General features: G+C 71.5%; 9 protein-coding genes. 2 read left to right on the top strand and 7 right to left on the bottom strand.

Annotation, left to right across the window (positions count from 1 at the left end; translation table 11 throughout):
- Positions 1-38: 38 nt before the first annotated feature.
- From IEZ01_RS20805 to IEZ01_RS20790, 4 genes are all read right to left on the bottom strand, one after another.
- Positions 39-1,847, bottom strand: coding sequence for an IucA/IucC family protein (locus tag IEZ01_RS20805; RefSeq protein WP_189203125.1), 1,809 nt, complete (start codon positions 1,845-1,847; stop codon positions 39-41).
- A 64-nt stretch (positions 1,848-1,911) separates the two neighbouring features.
- Entirely contained in the window at positions 1,912-2,664 is a 753-nt protein-coding gene (locus tag IEZ01_RS20800; RefSeq protein WP_019889957.1) for a GNAT family N-acetyltransferase, read from the bottom strand.
- A gap of 49 nt (positions 2,665-2,713) precedes the next feature.
- Entirely contained in the window at positions 2,714-4,669 is a 1,956-nt protein-coding gene (locus IEZ01_RS20795; RefSeq protein ID WP_189203123.1) for an IucA/IucC family protein, read from the bottom strand.
- A gap of 38 nt (positions 4,670-4,707) precedes the next feature.
- Positions 4,708-6,129, bottom strand: coding sequence for a diaminobutyrate--2-oxoglutarate transaminase family protein (locus tag IEZ01_RS20790; RefSeq protein WP_373287647.1), 1,422 nt, complete (start codon positions 6,127-6,129; stop codon positions 4,708-4,710).
- A gap of 371 nt (positions 6,130-6,500) precedes the next feature.
- Between IEZ01_RS20790 and IEZ01_RS20785 the strand changes: the two genes are divergently transcribed.
- On the top strand, positions 6,501-7,676 hold the full coding sequence (locus tag IEZ01_RS20785; RefSeq protein ID WP_019889954.1) for a trypsin-like serine peptidase: 1,176 nt from the start codon (positions 6,501-6,503) through the stop codon (positions 7,674-7,676).
- Positions 7,677-7,906: 230 nt separating this feature from the next.
- Positions 7,907-9,076 (top strand): trypsin-like serine peptidase, encoded by a 1,170-nt coding sequence (locus IEZ01_RS20780; RefSeq protein WP_189203121.1) that lies wholly within the window; start codon positions 7,907-7,909, stop codon positions 9,074-9,076.
- A gap of 108 nt (positions 9,077-9,184) precedes the next feature.
- Here IEZ01_RS20780 and hflX read toward each other — a convergent pair whose 3' ends face one another.
- The 3 genes from hflX to IEZ01_RS20765 form a co-directional block, all read right to left on the bottom strand.
- Positions 9,185-10,678 carry a GTPase HflX gene (gene hflX, locus IEZ01_RS20775; protein WP_019889952.1) on the bottom strand — a complete coding sequence of 498 codons (1,494 nt, stop codon included), beginning with the start codon at positions 10,676-10,678 and terminating at the stop codon, positions 9,185-9,187.
- 121 nt (positions 10,679-10,799) lie between these two features.
- A complete protein-coding gene (locus tag IEZ01_RS20770) occupies positions 10,800-12,311 on the bottom strand; it encodes a M1 family metallopeptidase (protein ID WP_189203119.1) in 1,512 nt (503 codons plus the stop codon).
- A gap of 107 nt (positions 12,312-12,418) precedes the next feature.
- A complete protein-coding gene (locus IEZ01_RS20765) occupies positions 12,419-14,566 on the bottom strand; it encodes a RelA/SpoT family protein (protein ID WP_189203117.1) in 2,148 nt (715 codons plus the stop codon).
- Positions 14,567-14,618: the final 52 nt, after the last annotated feature.

The raw sequence follows: 14,618 nt of genomic DNA, 5'->3' as shown, positions 1-14,618 counted from the left end.
GCGCACCACTGACAGTGGGATCACGGTCGGCGTAGTGATCACGCCAACGGGTTGGGAATGGTGCCGTGCTTGGCGGCGTGGGGCCGGTCGGGGCGATCTCGGTAGCCGTCCAGGTGCAGACGGTTGCGGTTGAGACAGAGGCGTTCGATGCGGGGTGCGAGCAGGTCGAAAAGCTCGAAACGCTCCTTGAGCTCGGGGAATCTGGCGTGGTGGCGCAGGATCTCGGCGCGCACGAGTGACCAGAATTCGTCCTCTCGGACGCCGAGCTGGTCCTCACACAGGGGTGCGAGGTAGCGGTAGACACCGACGAAGAGCCCGGAGTGGATGAACTGGGTGAGGAAGCCGGGCTCCTCGGTGAGCAGGACCGCACGGACGTCGGCGGGCATCGTGTCGTGTTCGGGCAGCGGGTGCGCGCTCACATTGACGTCGTCGACGAAGTCCTTGATCGCCATGCGTACGGGGACGTCGTGCTCGTCGAAGACGACGACGGCGTTCTCGCCGTGCGGGGAGAAGACGGTGCCGTAGCGGTAGAGGAAGTGCAGCAGCGGGGGCAGGAGCGCGGCGAAGAGGCGCCGGAGCCAGACGGTTGGGGTGAGGCCTGAGCGTTCGACGAGCTCGGCGGTGAAGGAGCGGCCGTGCGGATCGACGTGGAGGAGGGCCGCGAGGGTACGGGCGCGCTCGCCCGCAGGGAGCCGGAGGGGTTCCCGCCAGATGGCGCCGAGCAGTTCCTTGTACTGGTACGGGACTTCGGGGAGCCGGTCGTAGAGCGGGTGCTCGACGGTGACGGAGGCGACCTCGCCGAGGAGGATCACCCCGCACTCGTCACGGAGGAAGGGATCCGCGTCGCGCAGGCCGTGGACCCAGGAGGTGACGGCAGGGGCGGCGAGTGTGCGTTCCGTCGGAAGTCCCCGCCAAACAAGGGTGTTGAGGATCGAGAGGGGCAGCTTGACCGTGTGCCGGTCGGGTCTGGTGGTGTTGAGGAAGGTGCGGATGGACTGCTGCGGGAGCCGGAGGTCTGCGTCGGCGGAGAGCGGGACGATCTCGCCCTGGGCGATCGCGGGGGCGTAGAGAGGGAGCAGGACCTCGTCCCACTGCCACGGGTGGACGGGCAGGAGGAGGTAGGTGTCGGGGTCGAGTCCCCGGTCGCGCAGCTCGGCGCGGAAGCTCTGGTGCACGTCGAGGTCGAGTTCCCGCGCGTAGAGGTCGTCAGGGGCGTCGAGCCCCGTGACGCCCCGGTACTGCGCGAGTGTGGTGCTGACGGCGATCCACGGGAGCCGGGTGGGGTGGCGGGCTTCCGGTGCCCAGTGAGCGGTGTCGGTGGTGGAGAAGCCGATGCGGCCTTTGTTGAGGACGATCCAGGGGTGTCCGGTCTGGCGGCCTTCCAGCTCCGCGTAGCCGAGGTCCGCGAGCTGGGCCGCGGTGAGCGCGGTGTGGTCGAGGCGGGCGTCGGCGGCCAGCGTGGTGGTGAGTTCGCGCAGCAGGTGGCCGAGGGTGGCGCCGTCGAGCGCGAGCTGGTGCCGGGCGCGGACGAGGAATCCGAGGGGGTCGGCGTAGGGCTGCCCCTCGCAGGCGATGGAGGGGGCGTCGACGCGCCAGCTGCCGTACGCGCCCCGACGGGCGGTGAAGGTGAGGGGGGCGCTGTCGTCGAGTTCGAGCGTGTAGTGGCCGGCAGGTGCGCCCGGCTGCGGGAGAGGCTCGACGATCTCCTCGTAGGCGAACTCCCCGATCATCTTCGCGAGCAGGCGGCCGGCCGCTCGGGTCCAGTCCGCCGGGTTCAGCTCGGGCGGGGCGAACAGCGCCGGTGCGGCGTGCTGATCGGCGGAGTCATGGGCAGGGGGCTTCGGCACAGGGACTGACTCCTCGGGGTGGAACCGATTCGGGTCGAGCGGTGTATCTAAGGCAGCAGGTCGTTCACAGGACATGGCGCAGGGTGCGATCGCGGACCATCAGGGCGGCTCGTTTGTCGGGGAGTTCGACTTCCGCGGAGAAGCGGAAGCCGGCTCCGAGGAAGGCGGAGACGGAGGGGGTGTTGCGTACGTCCGGTTCGGCGATGACGCGCGTGCAGCGCGGACGGTGGTCGAGGACGAGGTCGGCGACGGCTCTGAGGAGGGTGGTGCCGATACCGCGGCCGCGGTCGGTGACGCCTCCGACGAGAAGGTGGATCCCCGTGTCGTGCGGCCGTGCGGGGTAGTGCCGGGCGAGCAGGTCGAGGTCGGCGCGGTAGATCTCGAAGTAGCTCATGGGGGTGCCGTCGAGGACGCCGAGGCAGGGGACGCTGCGTCCGTCGCCGTCGAGTTGGGCGTGCAGGTGGTCGGCGGTGACGCTCTCGGGTCCTTCCAGTTCCCAGAAGGCGGCGACGGCCGGGTCGTTCATCCAGCGGGCGACGAGGGGCAGATCCCGCTCGATGTCTACGGGGATGAGATGGAAGTCTCCGATGGGGGTGGTGGCGGGCCCCCAGGCGGCGACGGTGTCAAGGAGATCGAGCTCCGTTGCGCCGGTGTGGGGGCGGCTGTCTCCCGGCGCTCCGGGGACGACGGCTCCGCCCGCCGTGAACTGTGCGATGAGGTCGTCGGGCAGCCTCAGGTCCAGGGTGTCCTCCGCTTCCCCGCCCGGGCGGGGGTGGGGGCCTGTGCCGGTGTCGGTGCTCGCGTCGGTGGGAGGCACGGGGGCGCTCTCCTCTCAGCGGTTCGGGCGGGCGGGCTCTGTCAGGCGGTCAGGGGTGGAGGGGGTTGGCGATGGTGACGTAGACGGACTGGGTGTCGACGGGGCCGACGAGTTCGTCGAGGCCGTGGAGGCGGGTGAGGAGGTTGGCCTTGCAGCGCAGGGTCGGGGAATCCAGCAGGTGACCGGGGAGGGGGGAGTCGAGTGACGCGGCCGAGGTGAGGAACTGCCGCAGGGCGGCCAGCAGGACGCGTTCGTCGGCGAGGCGTTGGGCTCCGAAGGCACCGATCAAGCCGAGGACGTTGTTGATGCCGACGTAGTAGGCGAAGCGTTCGTCGGTGACGTCGTCGGAGACGAAGGTGTCGCTGGTGGTGCTGATGCCGGGGAGCCGCTTTTCCAGGGCGGTGCGGTGGGACTCGCGGAAGTAGTAGCCCTGGTTGTCGCGGTAGCGGCCGCCGATGGGCCAGCCGTCGGCGTCGAGGAGCACCAGGGTGTTCTGCTGGTGGGCTTCGAGGGCGATGCCGGCCGTGCCGTCGAGCCAGAGAATCGGGCGGACGACCTGGTCGAGGTAGCGCAGGAACCACTCGGCGGCGACGGCTCCCACCGGGCGTCCCGTGCGGGCGGCGAGGTTCACCACCGTGTCGGCGAGGCGGGAGCGCATGGTGGGGTTTCCGGGCCAGGGGCGCGGGGCGGTGAGTCCGGCGATGCAGACGGCGTCGTCGGTCGGCCCGAAGGGGTTGTGGCGGAGCATGACGTCGAGGCCGGGAACGGGTTCGCCGTCCGGGGTGTCGACGGCGAGCCAGGCGGGGTCGCGGACGATGTCGAAGCCGGGGTGGGCGGCCTGCCACTCTTCGGAGAGGCCGGTACGGAGCAGCCGGTGGACCTCGACTCCACGGTGGAGTTCCTTGCGGAGGTTCTCCCGCCGGGAGTTGGTGATGCGAACGCCGAGCGAGAGCTTCAGCATCGCCGGGGCTCCGGGGCGGTGCACGGTGCGGACGGAGGAGGTGGGGTGCCAGGGGTCGCCGTACGGGCCGAGGTCGTGAAGGAGGCCGGCGTCGAGGAGGGAGGCGACGGCCGGGCGGTGCCGTAGTTCGCGGGCCTGCCAGGGGTGGAGGGGCAGCGGCACGGTGTGGTCGGGCAGCGTGAGGCCCTGGGCGAGGCGGGTGGTGAGCCGGCCTGCGGGGAGGGGGCGGCCCTGTTCCGTCCAGGCGGAGTCGCTGACGAGGGCGCTGCGGTCGACGGCGATCCAGTGCAGGGGGAAGCAGCCGTACAACTCGGGTGAGTAGATGCGTGCTTCGGCGTCGGAGAGGCCTTCGCGGCTCTTCGGGGTCGGGTGGAGGGGGTGCCCGAGGAGCAGGGACTGCTCGGCGGTGAGAAAGAGGTCCGCGTCGGGTGCCGGGGCGGGGTCGCGGCGGCGTTCGGTGATGAAGTCGGCGGTGCGGCGGGCCGAGTCGGCGACGCGGCCGACGAGTTCGGTGCCTTCGGGACGGCCGGACTCGCGGCCGATGAGGGCGGCGACCGTGACGGCGTCGGCCGGCGGCGCTCCATGCGGGCTGCCGTCGAGGACGGGCGCGCCGAAGCGGTGGTGGCCGGTGGGTGACCAGTAGCGGACGGGGACGAGGAGGGCGGTGCCGCTGGCATCGAGCGGGATGCGGAGGGTGGTGCCCGAGGGGGCGGGGAGGTCGTTCTCCCTGACCCAGCAACGCAACAGGCTTTCGGTGGTGGCGCCGTCGGCGGCCCGGTGGGGGTCCGGGTGGTCGAGCGGGTCGGCGGTCGGCTCGGGGGTGTCGGCCCGTGCCGGCTGCTCGGCGGGAGGGACGGATCCGGCGGCGGGCGCGGTGGGCCGTGTCCGGGGGCCGGAGGGGTCGGTCGTGGAGAGGGGGAGGGTGTCGTACGGGCCCGTCAGCTGGCGGGGGACGGTCACCGCTTCGACGGTGGCGGCCGGCACCCGGGGGGCGGTGGGTGCGGGGTGGCCGTCGGTGTGGGGGGTTTCGGAGGTGGCGTTCACGGGGGGACTTCCTTGTGATGGGTCCGGTCGGTCCGGGGTCAGTGGGACGGTCCGGTGCCGTACCGGTGGTGGTGCGCGGTGCGCTCGGCGGCGGCCAGGGCGTCGGCGAAGCGGTCGAGGACGGCCGTGACCTGTTCGTCGGTGACGGTGAGCGGCGGGAGGAGGCGTACGACGGCGTTGTGGCGGCCACCGAGTTCGACGATCAGGCCGCGGTCGAGGCAGGCCCGTTGTACGGCGGCGGCGAGGGCCGGGGCGGGCGGCGGCACGACGGCGTCGGGGGCGGTGGAGTCGGGGTCGACGAGTTCGACGCCGATCATCAGGCCGCGGCCGCGTACGTCCCCGATACCGGGGTGGGCGGCGGCGAGCCCCTGGAGTCGCCCCATGATCCGGGCGCCGAGGGTGGCGGCGCGTTCGGCGAGCCGGTTCTCGCGGACGTGGGCGAGGGTGGCGGCGCCGGCGGCCATGGCGAGCTGGTTGCCGCGGAAGGTGCCGGCGTGGGCGCCGGGCTGCCAGGCGTCCAGGGAGGAGCGGTAGACGATCACGGCGAGAGGGAGGGAACCGCCGATGGCTTTGGACAGGACCATCACATCGGGGACGACCCCGCTGTGTTCGACGGCCCAGAAGGCGCCGGTGCGGCCGACGCCGGTCTGCACCTCGTCGGCGATGAGCGGGATGGAGCGGGCTTCGGTGATCTTCCGCATCCTGCGCATCCATGCGTCGGGGGCGGGGATCACGCCGCCTTCGCCCTGGACGGGTTCGACGATCATCCCGGCGGGGGTGGTGACTCCGCCCTTGGGGTCGTCGAGGAGGTTCTCGGTCCATCGGGCGGCGAGTTCGGCGCCTCGTTCCCCGCCGACGCCGAAGGGGCAGCGGTAGCCGTGCGGGTAGGGCAGCCGGGTGACGCGTACGTCCGGGGCGCCGCCGGAGGCGTCCAGGGCTCCGGCGGTCATGCCGTGGTAGGCGCCGGTGAAGGCGAGGAGTCCGCTGCGGCCGGTGGCGGTGCGGACCAGTTTCAGGGCCGCCTCGACGGCGTCGGTGCCCGCCGGGCCGCAGAACTGGATGCGTGCGTCGTCGGCGAGTTGCCGGGGCAAAGTGTGAAACAGCTCTGTGGTGAAGGCGTCCTTGACGGGGGTGGCGAGGTCGAGGACATGGAGGGGGGCGCCGGAGTCGAGGACCTTCTTGATGGCTTCGAGGACGACGGGATGGTTGTGACCGAGGGCCAGCGTGCCCGCTCCGGAGAGGCAGTCCAGATAGCGGCGGCCGTCGGCTCCCTCGATCGTCAGGCCCCGCGCCCGTACCGGAACGATCGGTAGCGAGCGCGCGTAGGTACGGGCGGCCGACTCGCGCAGCGACTGGCGGCGCAGGATGCCCTCGTGGGCGGTCCGGTCCTGGGCGATGCCCTCGCGCAGGGGCGTCGTGGTGGGGGGAAGTGCCGCTGGAGCTGGTTCGGTCACGGCCACGGCGTGGTGTCCTCCCGCTGTGAGGCTGCGAGGGCAAACGGTGCCAAAGGGCGCCCTCGCGATAACAGTTGTGTTGCACATCGGTGCGTTGCCCGTCCCCCGCACGGCGGGGCAGCAGGCTGCCCGTGTGTCCCCGCCCGTACCAACGACGGTGAAAGCCCGGGATCACGGGGTGCCGGAAGATCGTTGAGCGGTCCCCGTCACGGCCTGATCACGGTCGGAACCGCGGACCTGCCGCGTGCCGTCCCCATCGGCACCGGCATAGTGGGGGCCGCACTCCGGTGCCGAGTTGAGAGGTGCTGAGCGGTTCCGCTGCTCACCACCGCGTTTCACAAGTGCATTTGCAGACGTACTCCCAGGGGGATCACCACATGCGACCCATTCGCCCACTGCTGGCGGCGGCTTCCGTCGCCGCCGCGCTGGCGCTGACGGCCACGGGCTGCGGTCCGAGCGAGGACATCGCGGGAGACAAGCCCAGCGCCACCGCGAGCCAGCCGTCCGACGGAAAGATCACGATCCCGGACGATCTGAAGGAGCGGCTCAAGGAGCACGGGATCGACCCGGACAAGTGGAGAAACGGCGAGTGGAAGAACTGGGACAAGGACAAATGGCTGCGTGAGGCCAAGGACTTCGTCAACCCGATCATCGAGGACCTCTGGGACCCGGACCGGATGCGGGACGCGCAGCAGCCCGAGCGGCCGGTCGAGGAGGAGGACATCTCCGGTGACAAGGGGGTGACCGACCCGACGCCCCGCCCGGTCAAGGCCAAGAGCGTCAAGACGCCGTACCACGAGAGCGCGCCGGAGGCCGGGAAGGTCTTCTTCGACGGGCCGCAGGGCTCTATGGTCTGCTCGGCGACGGTGGTGAAGGACCCGGCGAACCCGGGCAAGTCCAACATGGTCTGGACGGCCGGTCACTGCGTGCACGCCGGCAAGAGCGGCGGTTGGTACCGCAACATCGCCTTCGTGCCCTCGTACAACGACAGCGGCAAGCCGACCTCCGAGCTGGAGAAGGCCGGCCGTGAGGAGATCGCTCCGTACGGTGTGTGGTGGGGCGACTGGGCCCAGACGTCCGAGCAGTGGATCTCGCAGGGCGCCGCGACCGGCGGCCAGGGCGCTCCGTACGACTTCGCGGTGATCCATGTGACGCCGGAGAAGGGCGGCAACGGCAAGTCACTGGAGGAGACGGTCGGTTCGGCGCTTCCGGTCGAGTTCAACGCCCCGGCCGCGCCCAAGGTCTCGAAGATCACGGCCACCGGCTACCCGGCGGCGCCGCCGTTCGACGGCCAGAAGATGTTCCAGTGCGCGGACAAGGCGGGCCGTCTGTCGCTGAAGGCCGACCAGCCGACGATGTACCGCATCGGCTGCACCATGACCGGTGGTTCCTCCGGTGGTGGCTGGGTCGCGCAGGGCAAGGACGGCAAGCCCGCGCTGGTCTCCAACACCTCCATCGGCCCGGTGACGTCCGGCTGGCTGGCCGGTCCGCGGCTGGGCACGGAGGCCAAGGGCATCTTCGACGAGGTCAGCAAGAAGTTCGCGGGTCGCTGACCCCCGACGCAGGCACCTGACCTTCAGCCCATCATCGCACCCGACACATCGTCAGGCTCGACACACCATGAGGCCCGGTGTGCGGGGCGGGCGGCGACTCGCCGCCCGCCCCGTGCGGCCTGGCCGGTTTCATTCGGCATACTGTGCCCGCTCACATGACGTGCCCACGGCAAGCGCTGCCGGGGCTGATGCGTCATGCAATTTCACGTACATCAGGGGGAATCGTTTTCATGCGTTCCATACGTCCGATACCGGCTGTCGCCGGCCTGGCCGCGGTGCTCGCACTGACGGCCACCGCCTGCGGCCCGACCGAGGACACGGCCGCGTCCAAGCCGGCCGCGTCCAGCCCCGCTGCCGCCGACGGCGGCGGCCAGGGCGGCGACAAGCTCCCCGGCGAGCTGGCGGACAAGCTCAAGCAGCACGGCGTCGATCCGGAGAAGTGGAAGAACGGCGAGTGGAAGAACTGGGACAAGGAGACCTGGCTCCGTGAGGCCCAGGACTTCGTCAACCCGGTGATCGAGGGCCTGTGGGACACCGAGCGGATGCAGTCCGCGAAGAGCCCCGATCCGACGATCGCCGCGACGGCCGGCACCGCCGGGGCCACCGACCCCACGCCGCGCCCGGTGCGGGCCCAGCGGGAGAAGACCCCCTACACCCGTAACGCCGCCCCCGTCGGCAAGATCTTCTTCGACTCGCCGCAGGGCTCGATGGTCTGCTCCGGCACGGTCGTGACGGACCCGCGCCGGCCGGGCAAGTCCAACCTCGTCTGGACCGCGGGCCACTGTGTGCACGCCGGGCAGCGCGGCGGCTGGTACCGCAACATCGTCTTCGTCCCCGCGTACAACAACCTGGGCAAGTCGGCGGCGCAGCTGCGCAACGCCAAGCAGCACGAGATCGCGCCGTACGGCACGTACTGGGCCGACTGGTCGGTGACGTCCGGCGAGTGGATCAACCGCGGTGGCACCAACGCCGCCTGGCCGTACGACTACGCCGTCCTGCACGTGAAGCCGGAGCGGGGCTCGAAGTCCCTTGAGGAGACCGTCGGCGTCGCGCTGCCGATCGACTTCTCCGCGCCGACGGTCCAGCGGGCGGGCACCATGGGAGCCTGGGGTTACCCGGCGGCCCCGCCGTACAACGGTCTGATCATGCACAAGTGCATCGACCGGCCCGGCCGGCTCACCCTGGCGCTGGGCACGCCGACGATGTACCGCATCGGCTGCACCATGACCGGTGGCTCCTCCGGCGGCGGCTGGATCCGCACGATGTCCAACGGCAAGCCCGCCCTGGTGTCCAACACCTCGATCGGCCCGGCCGGCAGCAACGGCTGGCTGGCCGGCCCTCAGCTGGGACGCGGCGCCAAGGCCGCCCACGAGATGGTGAGCAAGAAGTTCGCCCGCTAGCACACCGGTAGCCGGTCGCCCCTGGCGACGAGGCACCGCGGACGGACCGAAGGCCCGCCCCTCGTCAGGAGGGGGCGGGCCTTCGGCCGTTGTCCGTCGCGTACGACGTCAGTGCGCGGCGGGTACGTACGGCGCGAGGAACGCGGACAGCTCCTCGTGCACCCGTGCCTTGAGCAGCGTGCCCTCGGGGGTGTGCTCCTCGGCGAGCACCTCACCCTCGGCGTGCACCCGGGAGACCAGGCCACCCTGGGTGTACGGCACCAGCGCCTCGATCTCGACCTGCGGCCGCGGCAGTTCGTCGTCGATCAGGGCGAGCAGCTCGTCGATGCCCGCGCCCGTGCGCGCCGAGACCGCGATCGCGTGCCGCTCGATGCGCAGCAGGCGCTGCAGCACGAGCGGGTCGGCCGCGTCGGCCTTGTTGATCACCACGATCTCCGGCACGTCCGTCGCGCCGACGTCCCGGATCACCTCTCGCACGGCGGCCAGCTGCTCCTCCGGCGCCGGGTGCGCTCCGTCCACCACGTGCAGGATGAGATCGGACTCGCCGACCTCCTCCATCGTGGAGCGGAACGCCTCGACGAGGTGGTGCGGCAGATGCCGTACGAACCCGACGGTGTCGGCCAGGGTGTAGATCCGGCCGCTGGGCGTCTCGGCCCGGCGCACGGTCGGGTCGAGGGTGGCGAACAGTGCGTTCTCCACCAGCACACCCGCGCCGGTCAGGCGGTTCAGCAGGGACGACTTGCCGGCGTTGGTGTAGCCGGCGATCGCGACCGACGGCACCTTGTTGCGCCGGCGTTCCTGCCGCTTGATGTCACGGCCGGTCTTCATCTCCGCGATCTCACGGCGCATCTTCGCCATCTTCTCGCGGATCCGTCGCCGGTCCGTCTCGATCTTGGTCTCACCGGGACCACGGGTGGCCATACCGCCACCGCCGCCGCCACCCATCTGACGGGAGAGCGACTGACCCCAGCCTCGCAGCCGCGGCAGCATGTACTGCATCTGCGCGAGCGCGACCTGCGCCTTGCCCTCTCGGGACTTGGCGTGCTGGGCGAAGATGTCGAGGATGAGGGCGGTCCGGTCGACCACCTTCACCTTGACGACGTCTTCGAGGGCGATGAGCTGGCCGGGGCTGAGCTCACCGTCGCAGACGACGGTGTCGGCGCCGGTCTCCACGACGATGTCGCGGAGCTCCCGGGCCTTGCCCGAGCCGATGAACGTGGCCGGGTCCGGCTTGTCGCGGCGCTGGATCACGCCGTCGAGCACCAGCGCACCCGCCGTCTCGGCGAGTGCCGCGAGCTCCGCGAGCGAATTCTCCGCGTCCTGAACCGTCCCCGAGGTCCAGACACCCACCAGCACGACGCGCTCCAGGCGCAGCTGCCGGTACTCGACCTCGGTGACGTCTTCGAGCTCGGTGGAGAGGCCCGCCACGCGCCGTAGCGCCGCGCGCTCGGAGCGGTCGAACTGGTCGCCGTCCCGCTCTCCGTCGATCTCGAAGCTCCAGGCGACGTCCTCTTCCATCAGGGCGTCGGCCCGAAGGCTCTCGGTGCGGCTCGTCTCCGCGAAGCTCTGCTCGTCCTGGGAAGGGGATGAAGAGGAGGTCATTGGATCCTTACGTCGATACGTCGATGTCGTTACGCCGGTCACAACGCGTGGTGGCCCGCAAAGATTCCCGGGCCCGGCCGCGCCGCCGACCTGACGATGGTGACATGGTCGGGCCGGCCCGTCATCCGGGTTTCGGGGCGCTCACGGCGCGGCTGCGCCAGTCCGGGTGCCCCGGCATCGGCGGGGTCTTCTTCGCGTACAGCCAGCCGGCGAAGAACGACGTGAGGTCCTTGCCGGAGATCTCCTCGGCAAGGCCGGTGAAGTCGGCGGTGGTCGCCGTGCCGTCCCGGTGGTCGCTCACCCAGCGACGCTCCAGCTCCTCGAAGGCGGCCTTGCCGATCTTCTGGCGCAGGGCGTAGAGGATGAGGGCGCTTCCGTCGTAGACGACGGGACGGAAGAGGCTGATCTTGTCTCCGGGGGCGGGCGGGGTGGGCGCTGCCGGGGGGCCGCCGGCGGCGCGCCAGGTGTCCGACATCGTGTACGCCGCGCGCATCCGGGTCTCCAGCGGCTTCTGCGCCTTCTCCTCCGCGTACAGCGCCTCGTACCAGGTGGCGTGTCCTTCGTTCAGCCACAGGTCGGACCAGGTACGGGGGGAGACGCTGTTGCCGAACCACTGGTGGGCGAGCTCGTGCACCATGACCGAGTCGACGTACCACTCGGGGTAGGCGGCGCGGACGAACAGGGACCGCTCGAAGAGCGAGAGGGTCTGGGTCTCGAGCTCGAATCCGGTCTCCGCGTCGGCGGCGAGGATGCCGTAGGTCTCGAAGGGGTACGGGCCGACCTTGGCCTCCATCCACGCCAGCTGGCCGGGGGTCTTCTTCAGCCAGGGCTCCATGAGCGTCCGGTCGGCGGTGCGGACGACGTCCCGTACGGGCAGCCCGTGCGGGCCCGTACGGTGGACGACGGTGGAGCGGCCGATGGAGACCTGGGCGAGCTCGGTGGCCATCGGGTGGAGGGTGCGGTACTCCCAGGTGGTGACGGCGGCCTGGCCCCCGGCCACCCGGGGCAGCGGCAGGGGGCGGGTGCGGGCGACTCGGAGCCCGTTGGCGACGACGGTGAGGTCGCTGGGGGCGGTGACCCGGAAGGTGAAGTGGGCCTTGTCGGCGGGGTGGTCGTTGCCAGGGAAGACGCGGTGGGCGGCGTCGGCCTGGTTGGCCATGACGAGGCCGTCGCCGGTCTTCACCCAGCCTCCGGTGCCCTGCGCGCCGGACGGGTCGCTGGTGTGCGCGACGGCGATGTGCAGGGGCTGGCCCGCCTCGGCCGCGGTTGCGGGGGTGACGACGAGGTCCTCGCCCTTGGTTGTGAACTCGGCCGCGCGGCCGTTGACCATGACCGAGCGGACCGTGCCGTGGGTGAAGTCGAGGTTGACGCGTTCGAGGCGGTCGGTGGCGCGCGCCTCGATCTTCGTCAGCGCGTCGAGCGGCTTGGTGTTGTCACCGCCGTAGCGGAAGGTGATGTCGTACGTGAGGACGTCGTATCCGGGGTTGCCCAGGTGCGGGAAGAGCGGGTCGCCGATGCCGAGCGGTGTGGGGGCGGGCAGGGTCGCGGCGACGAGTCCTGCCGAGGCGGCGACCAGGACGGCGCCGCGCAGGCGCCTGGCGGCACGGGAGCCGGGTCGTGGGGAGAGCAGCATGAGCAACCGCTACCAGGGGACCCTGCCCGCGCATCGCAGACGCGCTCCGTTCCCACCCGAAGGGGTCATGTGCCACCCGAGCGGGTCGCGGCCGCCTGCCACGCGTTTCAGCCGGTCGCCGCGGGGTACTGGGCGCGGCTGACGTCGTAGACCCCCGGCACCTCCCGCATGGCCCGCATGAGGGCGGGCAGCTCGGCCGCATCGGGGAGGTGCAGGGTGTATGTGTGGCGTACGCGCTGTTCCAGGGGCGGTTCGACGGTGGCGAAGACGACCGCGGCGCCTGCGGTGGCGATGGCTTCGGTGAGGTCGGCGAGGAGCCGGGGCCGGCCGAAGGACTCGGCGACGAGGGTGACCCGGCAGTCGGGGGCATCGCCCCAGCGCACGGTGACCGGTGCGCGGCCGAGCGTGGTCATGCGGGTGACGCCGGGACACTCCTCGCGGTGGACGGTGACCATCCCGCCGCGGACGGCGAAGCCGGTGATCGGGTCGGGGGGTACGGGGGTGCAGCAGCCGGCGAGCCGGACGGTGACGCCCGGCAGGTCGGCGACCGCGCCCGCGGTGGAACGCGGGGCGGCCGTGACGGCGGCGAAGGGCCGGGGGGCGGCGTCGGGGGTCCCGGGCCCTTCCGGGTGGGCGTCCAGCCAGCCCCTGATGGCGATGCGCGCGGCGGGCGTACGGGCGTGCTTGAGCCACTCGGGGGAGGGTCCGGAGGCGGTGTCCCCGGCGAGCAGCAGCTGGACGGTGTCACCGTCGCCGAGGACGGTGCTCAGGGTCGCCAGGCGGCCGTTGACGCGGGCGCCGACGCAGGCGTGGGCGGCCGCGCCGTGCTGGGCGTACGCGGCGTCCACGCAGGTCGCCCCGGCTGGCAGCCCGAGGGTGCCGCCGTCGGCGAGGAAGACGGTGATCTCGCGGTCCTGGGCCAGGTCGGCGCGGAGTGAGGTCCAGAAGGTGTCCGGGTCCGGGGCGTTCTGCTGCCAGTCGAGGAGGCGGGAGAGCCAGCCGGGGCGGGTGGGGTCGGCGCGCTCGCCGTCGTCGGCGGGTTCGGTGGCGTCGGCCGGGCCGGCCTCCGCCGGGGCCGAGCCGGCGAGGGCGGGGGCGGGGCCGGCGGCTTCGGCCGGGGTGTGGGCGTACGGGTTGCCGAGGGCGATGACGCCGGCTTCGGCGACCTTGTGCATCTGGTGCGTACGGATGAGGACTTCGGCGACCGAGCCGTCCGGTGCGGCGACGGCGGTGTGCAGCGACTGGTAGAGGTTGAACTTGGGTGCCGCGATGAAGTCCTTGAACTCCGAGATCAGCGGGGTGAAGCAGGTGTGCAGCTCGCCGAGGACCGCGTAGCAGTCGGCGTCCTCGGCGACCAGCACGAGGAGGCGTCCGAAGTCGGTGCCGCGGAGCTCGCCGCGTTTGAGCAGGCTGCGGTGGACGGAGACGAAGTGGCGGGGTCTGACGAGGACTTCGGCGCTGATGCCGGCCTCGCGCAGGACGGTGGAGACCTGCTCGGCCACGGCCGCCAGGGCCTCGCCGGCTCCTGAGTTCCCGGCGATGAGGGCACGGGTTTTCTCGTACTCCTCGGGGTGGAGGATGGCGAAGACCAGGTCCTCCAGCTCGGTCTTGAGGGCCTGCACGCCGAGCCGTTCGGCGAGGGGGATGAGGACGTCGCGGGTGACCTTGGCGATACGTGCCTGCTTCTCGGGGCGCATCACCCCGAGGGTGCGCATGTTGTGCAGCCGGTCGGCGAGTTTGATCGACATGACGCGGACGTCGTTGCCGGTGGCGACGAGCATCTTGCGGAAGGTCTCGGGCTCGGCGGCGGCGCCGTAGTCGACCTTCTCCAGTTTGGTGACGCCGTCGACGAGGTAGCAGACCTCTTCGCCGAACTGGTCCCGTACCTGATCGAGCGTCACCTCCGTGTCCTCGACGGTGTCGTGGAGCAGGGAGGCGGTCAAGGTCGTGGTCTCCGCGCCGAGTTCGGCGAGGATCAGGGTCACAGCGAGCGGATGAGTGATGTACGGCTCGCCGCTCTTGCGGAACTGACCGCGGTGCGAGGTCTCCGCGAGGACGTACGCGCGGTGCAGCACGGCCAGATCGGCGTCGGGGTGGTGGGCGCGGTGGGCTTCGGCGACATGGCCGATGGCGTCGGGCAGCCGGTCCCTGGTCGTGGGGCCGAGCAGAGCGGCACGGCCCAGTCTGCGAAGGTCGATCCTGGGGCGGCCGCGCCTGCGGCTGGGAGCATCGGGGTTGGTGGCCTCTGCGCTCATGGGGCACCTCCGGCGGCGTCGACCGGCGGTGGGCGGGCAAGGCATGTCCGCC

Source organism: Streptomyces purpureus (assembly GCF_014648195.1).
Lineage (GTDB): Bacteria > Actinomycetota > Actinomycetes > Streptomycetales > Streptomycetaceae > Streptomyces > Streptomyces purpureus.
This window is presented reverse-complemented; position numbering and strand designations above follow the sequence as displayed.